Genomic DNA, 13,407 nt, shown 5'->3' with positions numbered 1-13,407 from the left:
CGGGAGAGGGGAGACAAGCGATCATAACCCCGCCAACACCTCACCCAGCTTCTGCACACCCGGCCGAATGCGTTCTGCATCGATGGCATGGAAACCCAGGCGCATGAAATTCTTCGGCGCCTCGCCATCACCGAGGAAGAACTGCGCCCCGGACTCGATCAGCACGCTCTGCTGCGCCGCCGCCCAGGCCAGGCGCTGGGTATCGACGCCTGCGGCCGCTGCCAGCCAGCAGGCGCTGGCACCAGGGCTGCCCATCGGCTGGCAGTTGCTCAGGTCGCTGCGCAGCGCCTGGTAGAGCAGCTCGCGACGACGACAATGCTCCTCGCGAAAGCGCCGCAGGTGCGCGTCGTAATGCCCCTGAGCGAGGAAGTCGGCAAGCATGCGCTGGTTGTTCAGTGGTGGATGGCGATACATCAGCCGGCGCAGGGCGCGCAGTTCGTCGATCAGTTCGGCGTCGGCGACCATGTAGCCGATGCGTAGCCCCGGCGAGAAGGCCTTGGACAGGCTGCTCAAGTAAATCACTCGTCCGCTGCTGTCGCTGGCCTTGAGCGCCGGTAGCGGGTGGTTGTCGAGGTTGAATTCAGCGTCGTAGTCGTCCTCGATCAGCACCTGGTCGTGCTCACGAATCTGCCTCAGCAGTTGTTCGCGCCGCGCCGTGCTCATCGCCACGCCGGTGGGTACCTGGTGCCCCGGCGTCACGTAGAGGTACTGGCAGTCATCCAGCCGCCGGTCCACCACAAGGCCCTGATCGTCGACATCCTGCAGGTGCACCTTGGCGCCGTGAATGTCGAAGATGCTAGCCGCATCGCGAAAGCCAGGGTTCTCCATGCCAACACGCACCCCGCGCGCCATCAGCAGGCTGGCCAGCAAGTACAGCGCGTTCTGCGAACCGAGGGTTACCAGAATCTCGTCGGCCCGCGCCCAGATGCCGCGCTTGGGCAGCACGCGGGTGCGCAGCTGCTCGATCAGTTGCTCGTCGTCACGGTCGAAACGGTCGCCCAGCCACAGCTGGTCGCGCTCACCGCTGAGGTTCTTGCGCGACACCTCGCGCCAGCGCTCCAGTGGAAACAGCTCGCTGATCGGCTGGCCGTAGATGAAGGGGTAGGTGAAGCGGCTCCAGTTGCTCGGGCGCAGCACGCCGTGCTTCAAACTGGGCTGCATACGAAAGCGCGCGGCCCAATCCGGGGCAGTGGCGGCGCTGCTGTCATCGGACGGTTCCGGTTTTCGCAGCGGCGTCATGCGCAGTACGGCATCGGTCTGCCCGCAGTAATCGGGGTGCAGGTAGTAACCACTGCGCGGGCGGCTGACCAGGTAGCCGTTGTCGAGCAGGCTCTCGTACACCAGCGCCACGGTATTGCGCGAGACCGACAACTGCTGGGACAGCTTGCGGCACGACGGCAGTGGCTCGTCGGCAGGGAAGCCGCCACCGAGAATGGCCGACACCAGCGACTCGCGAAGCTGCTCCTGAAGGCCGCGCTGACGGTCGAAATCAAGATGGTAAAAGTGATCGATCATGGCGCCCTCCAACAGCCAAAAAACCCTGTGATGTAGCAAGTAGCGCGCCACTGTCGCTGGCCAGAACAATGGGCGGAACTGCCCCTATCGCCGGCTCGTCAGGCGTCTCTAAGGTGAAAACGAAACCGCCGCCGAGCGGCCTGGACAACCCTTGTCGACACCTCTGGAGCACGCCCATGAAGCCATCGAAAACCGATTCCAAACCCTTCGGCCTGCTGCGCAAGCTGGCCCTGGCCAGTTGCCTGGTCGGCGCCTCGCTGAGCGCCCACGCCGACCTTGACGAGATCAAGTCCAAGGGCGTGATGACTGTTGCCACCGAGGATGACTACGCGCCGTTCAACTTCATCGTCGACGGCAAACCGGAAGGGTTCCACAAGGAGCTGCTCGAAGACCTGAAGACCTATGCCAAGGCCCAGGGCTTCGATGTGAAGCAGGAAATCCTGCCCTGGACCGGCCTGCTCGCCTCGGTTTCGTCCGGCCAGTACGACATGGCCTTCACCGGCGCCCTGGTCACCGACGACCGCCTGCGCGTGTTCAACTTCGCCCCACCCTTCGCCTCGGCGCAGCACTTCTACGTCAAGCGCGCAGGCGATGACAGCCTCAGCGATATCGCCAGCCTGTGCGGCAAGACCGTCGGTCTGCAGGCCGGCAGCGCCCTGCTCGCACGCCTGCCGGAGCTGAAGAAGATGATGGAGGCCGAGGGTTGCAAGATCGGCAAGGTCACCGAATACCCGTCCTACCCGGAGGCCTACGCCGACCTGGCCAACGGTCGCCTGGACTACGTGATCAACGCGCTGATTTCGGTCAACGACCTGGTCAAGACCCGTGGCGATACCTTCGCCAAGGGCATTGCCGTGTCCGGTGATGGTTTCGCCGCCTGGCCAGTACCGAAGAACAGCCCCGAGCTGCTGGAATTCCTCACCGGCTTCATGACTGAAGTTCGCGACAGCGGCCGCCTGGCCGAGCTGCAGACCAAGTGGTTCGGCGAAGCCTTCCCGGCCATGCCCAAGGAGCCGATCACCAAGGTCGAGCAGTTCCACGAACTGGCCGGCATGTGACAGCGGGCTGCGGCCACGTCTCTGACATGGCCGCATAGGGTGCGCCGCGCACCGGCGTAAATGGTTCCAGCGCCTCGGTGCGCACGGCGCACCCTACATGCTCATCGCCAACGCACTGCCGTCTATCAGGGCCAGCTCTGGCCCTGACCTTGCTTGCAACATCCCATCCCTTTCCTTGGAGCCCGACATGAACGGACAAGCCTGGTTATTGCTGCTCGAAGGCGCCTGGACGACTCTGTGGATCTCCTCGATCGCCATTGCCCTGGGCGTCGTCATCGGCCTGGGCATCGCCTTGCTGCGCATGGCGCGCATTCCCTTCGTGGAGCAGGCGCTGGTGCTCTACGTGAGCCTGGCGCGCGCCACGCCGCTGGTCACCCTGGTGCTGTTCATCTTTCTCTCGGCGCCGACCTTCGGCCTGGCCATGGATCGCAACACGGCAGCGATTCTCGCCCTCACCCTGAACACCGCGGCCTTCAACGCCGAGGTGTGGCGCACGGCGTTCATCAGTTTCTCCCGCGAGCAGAAGGAAGCGGCACTGGCCTGCGGCATGACCAATGGCGTGTTCTTCCGCCGCATCATGCTGCCGCAGATGATCACCAGCAGCCTGCCCGGCCTGGTCAACGAGATGTCTTTCCTGATCAAGAGCAGCCCGGCCATCGCGGTAATCGGCATCGTCGATCTGACCCGCGTGACCAACCGCATCAGCGCCGTGACCTACGAGCCGCTGCCACCGATTCTCGCCGCTGCCCTGCTGTACATGCTGATCATCGGCGTGCTGCTCAAGGTGCAGGCCGTGGCCGAGAAGAAAGCCAACCGACTGGCCATGTGAGGACGCGACCATGACCGAATGGAGCATCATCTGGGAGGCGCGCGACGCCTTCCTCAACGGCGCACTCAACACGCTGATCCTGTTCGTCCTGTCGGTGCTGGCAGCCTTCGTCATCGGCTGCTTCACCGTCTACCTGCTGGAGGGCCGCAACTGGCTGTCGACGCTGCTGCGCGGGGCGATCAATCTGATGCGCATGCTGCCCTTCCTGGTGCTGGCCTACCTGCTCTACTACGGCCTGCCGGCGCTCGGCATCAAGCCCAGCGCCTGGAGCGCGGGCCTTGTCTCGCTGGCCATCTATCACGCGGCGTACTTCGCCGAGATCTTGCGCGGCGCACGCCTGGTGCTGCCGCTCGGCCAGGTCGAGGCGGCCAAGGCCCATGGCTTTCGCCCCGCTCGCCTGTACTGGCGGATCATCCTGCCGCAACTGGTGATCCGCACCCGTCCGCTGCTCGGCAATCAGCTGATCTACGCACTCAAGGACACCGCCTTTCTCACCATCATCACCGTGCAGGAACTGACCGCCGCGGCCAACTCGGTGCAGGCCACCTACTTCATCCCCACCGAGGCGTTCATCGTGGTCATCGCCCTGTACTGGATCATCAGCATCTGCCTGGAACTGGCGCTCAAGTGGGCGAGCCGGTTCGGCGCCAAACGAGGTTTCGAACATGCCTGAGGCACCTGCGGTACAGATCGACAATCTTTCCAAGAGCTTCGACGGCGTCGAGGTACTGCGCGACATCTCGCTGACCGTGAACAAGGGCGAGGTAGTCAGCGTGCTGGGCTCGTCCGGCTCGGGCAAGTCCACCCTGCTGCGCTGCATCAACTGGCTCGAGGAGCCGGATCGCGGCAGCATTCATATCGCCGGCCAGCGCATCGGCGTGGATGCCCAGGGCAAGCGCATGAACAACCGCGACCTGGCAGCGATCCGCGCCAGAACCGGTATGGTGTTCCAGAGTTTCAACCTGTGGCCGCACCTGAACGTGCTGCAGAACGTCATGGAAGCACCGATGCAGGTGAAGAAGATGCGCAAGGACGAGGCCCGCGCCATCGCCCAGACGCTGCTGGAAAAAGTCGGCATGGAACAGAAGGCCGAGGCCTTTCCCTACACCCTCTCCGGTGGGCAGAAGCAGCGCGTGGCGATTGCCCGCGCGCTGGCCATGAGCCCGGAAGTGATCCTGTTCGACGAGCCGACCTCGGCACTCGACCCGGAGCGGGTCGGTGAAGTGCTGACGGTGATGAAGAACCTCTCCAGCGAGGGCTACACCATGATCGTGGTCACCCACGAAATGGAATTCGCCCGCGCGGTGTCGGATCAGGTGGTGTTCCTGGAAAAGGGCCTGCTGATCGAGAAATCCGCCCCGGAGAAGTTCTTCACCAACCCGGAAACCGAACGCGTGCGCAAGTTTCTCGAACTGTCCGCATGAATCCGCGACCAGCTGTGGAGCGCGGCCTTTAGGCCAAGGTTTTACACTGGCGCACCGCAGCAAAAGGACTGCTCGAGCTGCGCCCGATAGAGGGTACAGGAGCAGGCCATGAACCCTGATAGCAAAACGAGGTTATCCATGAGCAAGGTGGCATTCATCACAGGCGCGACATCCGGTTTCGGCCGCGCCACGGCACGACGTTTCGCCGAGGCCGGCTGGGCGCTGGTACTCAGCGGCCGACGCCTGGAGCGCCTGGAAGAACTGAAGGCCGAGCTGCAGGGCAAGGTGCCGGTGCACATCGCTGCACTCGACGTGCGTGACGCCGCCGCGGTGAAGGCGCTGGTCGACGGCCTGCAAGCGCCCTTCGACCGCATCGATGTGCTGGTCAACAACGCCGGTCTGGCCCTGGCCCCGGAGGCCGCGCAGAAGGTTGCCCTGCAAGACTGGCACACCATGATCGACACCAACGTCACCGGTCTGGTCAACGTCACCCACGCCGTGCTGCCGAAGCTGCTGGAAATCGGCAAGGGCACCAGCATCATCAACATCGGCTCGGTGGCCGGCGAATGGCCCTACCCGGGCGGCCACGTGTATGGCGCCACCAAGGCCTTCGTCAAACAGTTCAGCTTCAACCTGCGTTGCGACCTGGTATCCACCGGCGTGCGCGTCACCGACATCGCCCCCGGCATGGCCGAAACCGAGTTCACCCTGGTACGCACCAAGGGCAACCAGGCTGCCTCCGACGCGCTATACGGCACCACCACTCCGCTGACCGCCGAAGATATCGCCGAGCAGATCTTCTACGTCGCCACCCTGCCCGACCATATCAACATCAACCGTCTGGAAATCATGCCGAGCCGCCAGGCCTGGTCGCCTTTCGCCGTCGACCGCGATTGAAGGTCGTAGCTCAGCGTAGGGCGGGTGCAACCCGCCAGACCACCCGTGTCTGGTGATGCCCCTGCCCTACACGCACAACACCCGCAACAGACTCCCCAGCGACAGCAGCACCAGCAGCCCACCGACCAGCACCCGCAGCGGTAACGGCTGCCAGCGCGGATGCAGCCACTGGCCAAGCAGGTTGCCGGCCAGCGCCGGCAATGCCAGTTCCAGCGCCAGCCGCCACAGCGCGCCGCTCAGCACACCCGCAAGCCCCAACCCGATCAGCGCAGCGCCACTGCTGGCGAGGAAGAACAGCACCGCCGTAGCGCGCAACTGGCGCGCATCGAGGCCACTGCGCAGCAGGTAGATCATCAAGGGCGGGCCGCCAGCCGAAGCCATGGTAGTCGCCAGCCCTGATGCCAGGCCCGCCAACCAGGCCATGCCCTGGCTCACCGGTGTGGCAACGGACGGTCGCCATAACACCAGCATGCCCCCGCACAGACAAAGCACCGCCACCAGCGGCGCCATGATGCGGGCCGGCAGCCACAGCAACAGCCCGGCACCCAGCGGCACCGCCAGCAGCATCCCGACCAATAGCCGCCTCAGCACGCGCCCATGCACGGCACGCAGCGCCGCCGACCACAGTGTCACGCTGCAGGCCACATCGAGAATCAGCGCTACTGGCACCGCTTCCGCAGGCGGCAGCCGCAGCATCAGCCCGAGTGCCATCAGCATGGCGAAACCGAAGCCACTGTAGCCGCGCACCAGGCCGGCGGCGAAGGCGATAAAAGTGAACATAAGCGCTCCGCACGAATCGACGCCCCACTCTAGAGCCGGCCAGGTGTGAGAAGGCAGAGCCAGATAAGGCAGCACGACTGGCCACAGGCGCAAATACGCACCGAATTGGTTCAGGGCACGCCTCTTGCTTGCCCACTCGGTCAACTATCCTGCGGAACCGCTGCCTCGACATGAATCTGCCTGCCGTCCTATTCACGCCAAGCTGGCCCGCCGAGCTGGAGCTGGCCTACGCGCGCCACGGCGAACGCACCACTCCAGTGCGAAGGCGTCACCTTGGCCCACTTAGGGTGCAGAAGCACCTGTATGCCGAGGGGCCGGAAGTCTGCCAGCACATCATCGTTCACCCGCCCGGCGGCATTGCCGGCGGCGACGTTCTGGATATCTCGGCTCACGCTGGCGATAACACCTGGGTGCAACTCACCAGCCCAGGCGCAGCCAAGTGGTATCGCGCCGCGGGCGTCGCCCATCAGAATCTGCACCTGCGCGTCGACGCCGGCGCCACCCTGGAATGGCTGCCGCAGGAAACCATCATCTACGCCGGTGCCCAGGCCGAACTGCACACGCAGATCGACCTGCAGGGCGACGCCCGCCTGTTCTACTGGGACATCGTCGCCCTCGGCCGACCCGCCGCCGACGAGCGCTTTACCAGCGGCCACTTCCAGGCCGCACTGGATGTCCGCCGCGATGGCAAGCTGCTCTGGCACGAGCGCCAGCGCGTGAGCGGCGGCGATGGCCTGCTCGACTCACCTATCGGCCTCGACGGCCAGCCGGTGTTCGCCACCCTGCTGATCAGCGCCGATGTAGACAGTGATTTACTGGAACGCTGCCGGGAGCTGAAGATCGACGGCGTACGCGGTGACCTCAGCCAGATTTCAGGCCTGCTTGTAGCGCGCTGCCTGGCCAGTGAAGCACTCAAGGCACGTGCCTGGTTGATCGAGCTCTGGCGCCTGCTGCGCCCAGCGTTGCTGGGGCGTGAAGCACGCCCACCCCGTATCTGGAGCACATGACGGCGGATGTAAAAGCGACACCCGCCCTACCCCACGACGCATTCCGGCGATGCCTGGCATACGCCCCAATGGAGTAACACGATGGATCTGAGTCCACGCGAGAAAGACAAGCTGCTGATCTTCACCGCCGGCCTGGTGGCCGAGCGCCGCCTGGCGCGCGGAGTAAAGCTGAACTACCCGGAAGCCATGGCCTATATCTCTGCCGCCCTGCTCGAAGGCGCACGCGACGGCCAGACTGTGGCCGATTTGATGCACTTCGGCACCACCCTGCTGACCCGCGATCAGGTGATGGAAGGTGTGCCGGAGATGATCCCGGAGATCCAGATCGAAGCCACCTTCCCTGACGGCACCAAGCTGGTGACCGTGCATCAGCCGATTGCTTAAGTCATGACCTATTCGATTCAAGACGCCGGTGACGCCGACCTGCCCGGCATCCTCGCCATCTACAACGACGCGGTGCAGCACACAACGGCAATCTGGAACGAGACCCTGGTGGATCTCGCCAACCGCCGCGCCTGGCTGGCCGAGCGCACTGCAGCGGGTTTTCCCGTACTGGTCGCCCATGACGGCGCCGGCGAGGTAATCGGCTACGCCAGCTACGGCACCTGGCGCACCATCGAAGGTTTTCGTCAGACCGTCGAGCACTCGGTCTACGTACGTGCCGACCAACGCGGCCAGGGCCTCGGCCCGGCGCTGATGCAGGCGCTGATCGAGCGCGCCCGCGCCGCCAACCTGCACGTCATGGTCGCCGCCATCGAGTCGGAGAACGCCGCTTCGATCCGCCTGCACCAGCGCCTCGGCTTCGTCACCACCGGACAGATGCCCCAGGTCGGCCGCAAGTTCGGCCGCTGGCTGGATCTGACGTTCATGCAACTGATTCTGGAGTGAGCACCCCATGATTCCCGGCCAATACCAGATTGACGACGGCGAGATCGAGCTCAACGCCGGTCGCCGCACCCTGACCCTGTCCGTAGCCAACAGCGGCGACCGGCCTATCCAGGTCGGTTCGCACTACCACTTCTTCGAGACCAACGACGCCCTGCTGTTCGACCGTGCCAGCACTCGCGGTATGCGCCTGAATATCCCGGCCGGCACTGCCGTACGTTTCGAGCCGGGGCAGAGCCGTGACGTGGAGCTGGTCGATCTGGCCGGCGCCCGACGGGTGTTCGGCTTCGCCGGCCGGGTCATGGGCGATCTATAGCCCGTAGGATGCGCCGTGCGCACCAGCAACGACACAGATAGCAACGGTGCGCACAGCGCACCCTACGAGGACTTCCAATGAAGATTTCCCGCCAAGCCTACGCCGACATGTTCGGCCCCACCGTCGGCGACAAGGTACGCCTGGCCGACACCGACCTGTGGATCGAAGTCGAGAAGGACTTCACCACCTACGGCGAAGAAGTGAAATTCGGCGGCGGCAAGGTGATACGCGACGGCATGGGCCAGGGCCAGTTGTGCGCCGCCGATGTGGTCGACACCCTGATCACCAACGCCCTGATCATCGACCACTGGGGCATCGTCAAAGCCGACGTCGGTCTCAAGGACGGCCGTATCGCCGCCATCGGCAAGGCCGGCAACCCGGATATCCAGCCGGACGTGACCATCGCCATCGGCGCGGGCACCGAGGTGATCGCCGGCGAAGGCATGATCCTTACCGCTGGCGGGATCGACACCCATATCCACTTCATCTGCCCACAACAGATAGAAGAGGCGCTGATGAGCGGGGTAACCACCATGATCGGCGGCGGCACCGGGCCGGCCACCGGCACCAACGCCACCACCTGCACCTCAGGCCCCTGGCACATGGCGCGCATGCTGCAGGCCGCCGATGCCTTCCCGATGAACCTGGGCTTTACCGGCAAGGGCAACGCCTCGCTGCCCGAGCCCTTGATCGAGCAGGTCAAGGCCGGCGCCATCGGCCTGAAGCTGCACGAAGACTGGGGCACCACCCCGGCGGCCATCGACAACTGCCTGAGCGTGGCCGACCAATACGACGTGCAGGTGGCGATTCACACCGACACCCTGAACGAATCCGGCTTCGTCGAGACCACCCTCGGCGCGTTCAAAGGCCGCACCATCCACACCTACCACACCGAGGGTGCCGGCGGCGGCCACGCCCCGGATATCATCAAGGCCTGCGGTTTCCCCAACGTACTGCCGTCCTCGACCAACCCGACCCGGCCGTTCACCAAGAACACCATCGACGAGCACCTGGACATGCTCATGGTCTGCCATCACCTCGACCCGAGCATCGCCGAGGACGTGGCCTTCGCCGAGAGCCGTATCCGCCGCGAAACCATTGCGGCAGAGGACATCCTCCACGACCTCGGTGCCTTTTCCATGATCAGCTCCGACAGCCAGGCCATGGGCCGTGTCGGCGAGGTGATCACCCGCACCTGGCAAACTGCCGACAAGATGAAGCAGCAGCGCGGCCCGCTGCCTGAAGACGCGCCGGGCAACGACAACTTCCGCGCCAAACGCTACATTGCCAAGTACACCATCAACCCGGCGATCACCCACGGAATCAGCCATGAAGTGGGCTCGGTGGAAGTGGGTAAATGGGCTGACCTGGTGCTCTGGCGCCCGGCCTTCTTCGGCGTCAAGCCGACGCTGATCCTCAAGGGTGGCGCCATCGCCGCCAGCCTGATGGGCGACGCCAACGCCTCGATCCCGACGCCGCAGCCGGTGCACTACCGGCCGATGTTCGCCAGCTATGCCGGCAGCCGCCATGCCACCAGCATCACCTTTATCAGTCAGGCGGCGTTCGAAGCGGGCGTGCCCGAACAGCTAGGCCTGCAGAAGAAAATCGGCGTGGTCAAAGGCTGCCGCGAGGTGCAGAAGACCGACCTGATCCACAACGGCTACCTGCCGAACATCGAGGTCGATCCGCAGAACTATCAGGTCAAGGCTGACGGCCAGTTGCTCTGGTGCGAGCCGGCCGAAGTGCTACCGATGGCGCAGCGGTATTTCCTGTTCTGACGAAAAAGCCGGGCGTCATGCCCGGCTTTCGTTGGTCTATCAGGACGCCTGTTTCATCTCGTCGTAGGCGTTCAGGTAATCACCAGCCAGTTGCTGCTTCTCCTTGTCGCGAAGCAGCTTGCCGGCCATCTGGAAGAAGGTGTGCTCCTCCTCCTTGAGGTGATGTTCGACCTTTTCCGCAAGGGCCTTGGCTTGCGCCAGCCAGCTGGGGCTGCTGGGGTCAGTTTCTTCCAGGTCCTCGATCATTTCGTCCATCTGGTGATGCTCGGCAATCGCGTGGCGCGACAGGTCGACGCCTGCGTCCTGCTGCATCAGGGGAATGTAGAAATGGCGTTCTTCGGCCACCGAATGCACAGCCAGTTCCTGCTTGAGCTGAGAGAACAAGGCGTGGCGCTCGGCGCTGTCGCCTTGGGTAGCGATCAGTTTCTGCGCCAGTTCGCGCTGGATGTCGTGGCTGATGCGTAAGGCTTCGAAAATCGTCATGCAAGCACCTCTTCCTGAGTCACGGTCGTAGTAGCACTAGACCAGCAGGAGGCGAATAGGTGCCGTACCGCTTGCTCAGCGCAACTGACTGTCCTTGCTGCCACGACGGTTATAGGCGCTGAACGCCGCGCTCTCACGGTCGTGCTCGGCCTGGCAGTTCACGCACAAGCGCACACCAGGAATTGCCTGGCGACGGGCCTCGGGTATCACCGCGTCGCACTCTTCGCAATGATGCAGGCTCTCGCCTTTCGGCAGTTGGCTGCGAGCACGCGCAACGGCGTCTTCGATGCTGCTGTCGATCTGTTCCTGCACTGCGTCGTCGCTTGCCCAACCACCTGCCATGTTCGACCTCCTCGCACTCTCCGAACAGATATGCGCCCGGAGAATGCGAAGTGCAAGTGCAGCCGGTCGCGACAGGCTACTCGCGGACTTCCATGAACTCCTTGGCCCAGAGGATGTAGTCCTCGGGCATGGTGTACTTGTGGGTCAGCTCGGTGGCATTGAGGTCGCACGGCTGCGCACCGCGCTGTTCGCGCAGGCAGTCGTAGGTGGCCTTGATCGCGGCGAAGTAGGCGGCGTGGCCGTTGACCACGATGCGCACACCTAGGCGTGCCAGACGCTGGTTGTCGCGCAGTTCGGGGTTGCCGTAGGTGACCAGCATCAGCGGCACCTTGAGGCCTGCGGCTATCTGTTCCAGGTGGGCGAAATCCTTGACCCCGACCAGGCAGATGCCGTCGGCACCGGCGGTCTCGTAGGCGCGCGTGCGGCGGATCACTTCGTCCACCTCCAGAACGCCGGCATGGGTACGGGCGATGATCGCCAGATCCGGATCGACGCGGGCTTCCAGCGCGGCGAGGATCTTGCCGACGCCCTCCTCGATGGAAATCAGATCAGTGGACTTGCGGCCGAACTGGGCCGGCAGCAGGGTATCTTCGATGGTCAGCGCGGCAACACCGGCGCGTTCCAGCTCGACCACGGTGCGCATGACGTTGAGCGCGTTGCCGTAGCCGTGGTCGGCATCGGCGATTACCGGCAAGCGCGAGACGCGGCCGATACGCGCCGCCTGCTCGACGAATTCGCTCAAAGTGATCAGGGCGAAGTCCGGCGCACCGAGTACCTGCAGGGAGGCGACGGAGCCGCCAAGGATACCGACCTCGAAGTCGAGATCAGCGGCGATGCGGGCGGACATGGGATCGAAGACCGAGGCCGTGTGATAGCAGCGGTCGGAAGCCAGCAGGGCACGAAAAGCGCTGCGTAGCTCATGGTGGGATGCACGTTGCAGGATGGGCATGGGGCGTATTCCAAAGTCGGTTGAATCGCTTTTTTCTCTTTTTAGTAATGGCGTAGACGTGACGAATGCTAGCGCAAGGCACTTGCTGCCAGCTTTCAAACGGAGCGCCGTGGTCGATAACCAGCAAATTATCGGCCAGCCAGCTCCGCCGGCAGCGCCGGGAAGAAACCACCACCGGTCAGCAGGCCGTATGCCATCCACATGGCGACCGCCAAATAGAACAGCCGTGGCGCCCAGCTCGCCAGCATCTGCTGGCTCGCAGCCAGCTGTTGCGCCTGCAGGCGGGCGAAACGTAGCAGCGCCTCACCGGGCCGACCGGTGGCTTCACCGGTATTGAGCACGCCGATCAGCATGGCTTTGCCGTGAAAGCTCAGCCCATCGAAAGCGCGCACCAACGACTGCCCAGCCGCGACCCGTGGTGCCAGGTTGGCGAAATCCCGCCGCAGCCGCGCGCCGCTCACTGCACTGCAGGCGCGCGGCAGGGCGTCGAGCACGGGCATCCCGGCCTCCAGCAGCAGCCCGAGGCTGTCGCAGAAATTACGGACATCCGCCCGGCGCTGCAGGCTGCCCAACACCGGCAGAGCCAGCAGCAGATCGTCCAACGGGCCCGGTTGATCGGTTCGCCGCTGTTGCCAGCGTCGCCACAACGCTCGTGCACCGAACAGCAATGCCGACAGCCACAAGATCGGCATCAGCACAGCCGCCAGGTAGCCCGCGCCACTCAGACTTCCCCCAACCAAAGCAGGCAAGGGTTTGACCGCCAGCGCCAGCAGCAAAACCCCGGCCGGCAACAGCAGACGTGACTTCAACTCTGCGGCATAACGCGCCTGTTCGTCGTAGCGCTGCGCCAATTGCTCGTAGATATGCGCCAGTGCACCGGCTTCTTGCGCGGCTCGCACCAGGCCACTTTCCAATGGCGTGAACACGCCACTCAACTGGCCGGAAGTCGCCAGGTCGCGTCCGCCGCCGACCATCTGTCGCAGGCGCTTAACGGCGGCCTCGTGGCGCGCACCGAGATCCAGACTGGCCAGCGCTCGATCGATAGGCACGCCCGCCCGCTCCATCGCGCCAAGGTGAGCGAACAAGCCGGCGCGACTGCGCAGATCGAGAGTGAGATGACGACGCGACATGATCGGACTCGGTG

16 protein-coding genes are annotated in these 13,407 nt (G+C 64.3%); 10 read left to right on the top strand and 6 right to left on the bottom strand.

What is annotated here, in order from left to right; translation table 11 throughout:
- Positions 1 to 21 precede the first annotated feature (21 nt).
- Positions 22 to 1,515, bottom strand: coding sequence for a PLP-dependent aminotransferase family protein (locus tag ACNFCJ_RS05590; RefSeq protein ID WP_416770255.1), 1,494 nt, complete (start codon positions 1,513 to 1,515; stop codon positions 22 to 24).
- A 176-nt stretch (positions 1,516 to 1,691) separates the two neighbouring features.
- On the opposite strand from ACNFCJ_RS05590, the gene ACNFCJ_RS05585 reads away from it, so the two are divergent.
- The 5 genes from ACNFCJ_RS05585 (at position 1,692) to ACNFCJ_RS05565 (ending at position 5,723) form a co-directional block, all read left to right on the top strand.
- Positions 1,692 to 2,573 (top strand): transporter substrate-binding domain-containing protein, encoded by an 882-nt coding sequence (locus ACNFCJ_RS05585; protein WP_177429620.1) that lies wholly within the window; start codon positions 1,692 to 1,694, stop codon positions 2,571 to 2,573.
- A 187-nt stretch (positions 2,574 to 2,760) separates the two neighbouring features.
- On the top strand, positions 2,761 to 3,402 hold the full coding sequence (locus tag ACNFCJ_RS05580; RefSeq protein WP_119691952.1) for an amino acid ABC transporter permease: 642 nt from the start codon (positions 2,761 to 2,763) through the stop codon (positions 3,400 to 3,402).
- 10 nt (positions 3,403 to 3,412) lie between these two features.
- Positions 3,413 to 4,075 carry an amino acid ABC transporter permease gene (locus tag ACNFCJ_RS05575; protein ID WP_416770254.1) on the top strand — a complete coding sequence of 221 codons (663 nt, stop codon included), beginning with the start codon at positions 3,413 to 3,415 and terminating at the stop codon, positions 4,073 to 4,075.
- Positions 4,068 to 4,826, top strand: a complete 759-nt coding sequence (locus ACNFCJ_RS05570; protein ID WP_125881480.1) for an amino acid ABC transporter ATP-binding protein — start codon at positions 4,068 to 4,070, stop codon at positions 4,824 to 4,826. Before ACNFCJ_RS05575 ends, ACNFCJ_RS05570 begins: the two co-directional genes overlap by 8 nt.
- Positions 4,827 to 4,964: 138 nt before the next feature.
- Positions 4,965 to 5,723, top strand: coding sequence for an SDR family NAD(P)-dependent oxidoreductase (locus ACNFCJ_RS05565; protein ID WP_416770252.1), 759 nt, complete (start codon positions 4,965 to 4,967; stop codon positions 5,721 to 5,723).
- A 66-nt stretch (positions 5,724 to 5,789) separates the two neighbouring features.
- Here the strand turns inward: ACNFCJ_RS05565 and ACNFCJ_RS05560 are convergent, their stop codons facing one another.
- A complete protein-coding gene (locus ACNFCJ_RS05560) occupies positions 5,790 to 6,503 on the bottom strand; it encodes a sulfite exporter TauE/SafE family protein (protein ID WP_416770251.1) in 714 nt (237 codons plus the stop codon).
- A 170-nt stretch (positions 6,504 to 6,673) separates the two neighbouring features.
- Between ACNFCJ_RS05560 and ACNFCJ_RS05555 the strand changes: the two genes are divergently transcribed.
- From ACNFCJ_RS05555 to ureC, 5 genes are all read left to right on the top strand, one after another.
- The gene (locus ACNFCJ_RS05555) at positions 6,674 to 7,510 is read left to right on the top strand and encodes an urease accessory protein UreD (RefSeq protein ID WP_416770249.1); all 837 of its coding nucleotides are present in this window, start codon (positions 6,674 to 6,676) and stop codon (positions 7,508 to 7,510) included.
- An 81-nt stretch (positions 7,511 to 7,591) separates the two neighbouring features.
- Positions 7,592 to 7,894: an urease subunit gamma gene (ureA, locus tag ACNFCJ_RS05550; protein ID WP_416770248.1), complete on the top strand. Its 303-nt coding sequence runs from the start codon at positions 7,592 to 7,594 to the stop codon at positions 7,892 to 7,894.
- A gap of 3 nt (positions 7,895 to 7,897) precedes the next feature.
- Positions 7,898 to 8,398, top strand: coding sequence for a GNAT family N-acetyltransferase (locus ACNFCJ_RS05545; protein WP_416770246.1), 501 nt, complete (start codon positions 7,898 to 7,900; stop codon positions 8,396 to 8,398).
- A gap of 7 nt (positions 8,399 to 8,405) precedes the next feature.
- Positions 8,406 to 8,711: an urease subunit beta gene (locus tag ACNFCJ_RS05540; RefSeq protein WP_416770244.1), complete on the top strand. Its 306-nt coding sequence runs from the start codon at positions 8,406 to 8,408 to the stop codon at positions 8,709 to 8,711.
- 77 nt (positions 8,712 to 8,788) lie between these two features.
- Positions 8,789 to 10,489 (top strand): urease subunit alpha, encoded by a 1,701-nt coding sequence (gene ureC, locus ACNFCJ_RS05535; protein ID WP_416770242.1) that lies wholly within the window; start codon positions 8,789 to 8,791, stop codon positions 10,487 to 10,489.
- Positions 10,490 to 10,528: 39 nt separating this feature from the next.
- Here the strand turns inward: ureC and ACNFCJ_RS05530 are convergent, their stop codons facing one another.
- From ACNFCJ_RS05530 to ACNFCJ_RS05515, 4 genes are all read right to left on the bottom strand, one after another.
- A complete protein-coding gene (locus ACNFCJ_RS05530; protein ID WP_021487915.1) occupies positions 10,529 to 10,972 on the bottom strand; it encodes a hemerythrin domain-containing protein in 444 nt (147 codons plus the stop codon).
- Between the two features lie 75 nt (positions 10,973 to 11,047).
- Positions 11,048 to 11,314 (bottom strand): DksA/TraR family C4-type zinc finger protein, encoded by a 267-nt coding sequence (locus tag ACNFCJ_RS05525; RefSeq protein ID WP_143505518.1) that lies wholly within the window; start codon positions 11,312 to 11,314, stop codon positions 11,048 to 11,050.
- Positions 11,315 to 11,390: 76 nt separating this feature from the next.
- On the bottom strand, positions 11,391 to 12,254 hold the full coding sequence (locus ACNFCJ_RS05520) for an isocitrate lyase/PEP mutase family protein (protein WP_106732893.1): 864 nt from the start codon (positions 12,252 to 12,254) through the stop codon (positions 11,391 to 11,393).
- A gap of 137 nt (positions 12,255 to 12,391) precedes the next feature.
- Positions 12,392 to 13,393 carry a type II secretion system F family protein gene (locus ACNFCJ_RS05515; RefSeq protein WP_106732556.1) on the bottom strand — a complete coding sequence of 334 codons (1,002 nt, stop codon included), beginning with the start codon at positions 13,391 to 13,393 and terminating at the stop codon, positions 12,392 to 12,394.
- Positions 13,394 to 13,407: the final 14 nt, after the last annotated feature.

Source organism: Pseudomonas sp. NY15364 (genome assembly GCF_048068235.1).
GTDB classification, from domain to species: Bacteria; Pseudomonadota; Gammaproteobacteria; order Pseudomonadales; family Pseudomonadaceae; genus Aquipseudomonas; species Aquipseudomonas mendocina_D.
This window is presented reverse-complemented; position numbering and strand designations above follow the sequence as displayed.

Coding starts and splice junctions, on each gene's coding strand:
- ACNFCJ_RS05590 (WP_416770255.1), bottom strand. CDS start 1,515: ATGATCGATCACTTTTACCATCTTGATTTCGACCGTCAGCGCGGCCTT.
- ACNFCJ_RS05585 (WP_177429620.1), top strand. CDS start 1,692: ATGAAGCCATCGAAAACCGATTCCAAACCCTTCGGCCTGCTGCGCAAG.
- ACNFCJ_RS05580 (WP_119691952.1), top strand. CDS start 2,761: ATGAACGGACAAGCCTGGTTATTGCTGCTCGAAGGCGCCTGGACGACT.
- ACNFCJ_RS05575 (WP_416770254.1), top strand. CDS start 3,413: ATGACCGAATGGAGCATCATCTGGGAGGCGCGCGACGCCTTCCTCAAC.
- ACNFCJ_RS05570 (WP_125881480.1), top strand. CDS start 4,068: ATGCCTGAGGCACCTGCGGTACAGATCGACAATCTTTCCAAGAGCTTC.
- ACNFCJ_RS05565 (WP_416770252.1), top strand. CDS start 4,965: ATGAGCAAGGTGGCATTCATCACAGGCGCGACATCCGGTTTCGGCCGC.
- ACNFCJ_RS05560 (WP_416770251.1), bottom strand. CDS start 6,503: ATGTTCACTTTTATCGCCTTCGCCGCCGGCCTGGTGCGCGGCTACAGT.
- ACNFCJ_RS05555 (WP_416770249.1), top strand. CDS start 6,674: ATGAATCTGCCTGCCGTCCTATTCACGCCAAGCTGGCCCGCCGAGCTG.
- ureA (WP_416770248.1), top strand. CDS start 7,592: ATGGATCTGAGTCCACGCGAGAAAGACAAGCTGCTGATCTTCACCGCC.
- ACNFCJ_RS05545 (WP_416770246.1), top strand. CDS start 7,898: ATGACCTATTCGATTCAAGACGCCGGTGACGCCGACCTGCCCGGCATC.
- ACNFCJ_RS05540 (WP_416770244.1), top strand. CDS start 8,406: ATGATTCCCGGCCAATACCAGATTGACGACGGCGAGATCGAGCTCAAC.
- ureC (WP_416770242.1), top strand. CDS start 8,789: ATGAAGATTTCCCGCCAAGCCTACGCCGACATGTTCGGCCCCACCGTC.
- ACNFCJ_RS05530 (WP_021487915.1), bottom strand. CDS start 10,972: ATGACGATTTTCGAAGCCTTACGCATCAGCCACGACATCCAGCGCGAA.
- ACNFCJ_RS05525 (WP_143505518.1), bottom strand. CDS start 11,314: ATGGCAGGTGGTTGGGCAAGCGACGACGCAGTGCAGGAACAGATCGAC.
- ACNFCJ_RS05515 (WP_106732556.1), bottom strand. CDS start 13,393: ATGTCGCGTCGTCATCTCACTCTCGATCTGCGCAGTCGCGCCGGCTTG.